The sequence below is a fragment of the Chrysanthemum yellows phytoplasma genome (genome assembly GCF_000803325.1).
Classification (GTDB): Bacteria; Bacillota_I; Bacilli_A; order Acholeplasmatales; family Acholeplasmataceae; genus Phytoplasma; species Phytoplasma asteris.
Window position 1 is genome coordinate 1 of sequence record NZ_JSWH01000198.1, and the last position, 319, is coordinate 319.

Here is a 319-nt window from a genome sequence, read left to right on the forward strand (position 1 = left end):
AGTAAAAAATTCATCAAACCTGATATCACTATTTATCTAAAAATTAATCCTCAATTAGGTTTGGAACGAAAAATAAACCAAAAGAATCACAAATTAGATGTGATTGAAACTAGTTCCTTAACTTATTTTCAACAAGTAGAAAAGGGATATTATGAATTTTTGAAAAAACAAAACCTAGGAACTAAAATCATCTTAAATAATATGAATGATAAAGATGCTAAATTTAATCAGCAATGCATTATCAAAAAAATAGGAGAAATAAAGAATGGCAATAATAATTAAAAAAAATGTCAAAACGGTAATTTATATATCCATTATA

General features: G+C 23.2%; 1 pseudogene. It reads left to right on the forward strand.

From position 1 onward, the window contains the following. Nucleotides 1-282: pseudogene (locus OL66_RS03170) on the forward strand (deoxynucleoside kinase); the annotation flags it as partial. Nucleotides 283-319 lie beyond the last annotated feature (37 nt).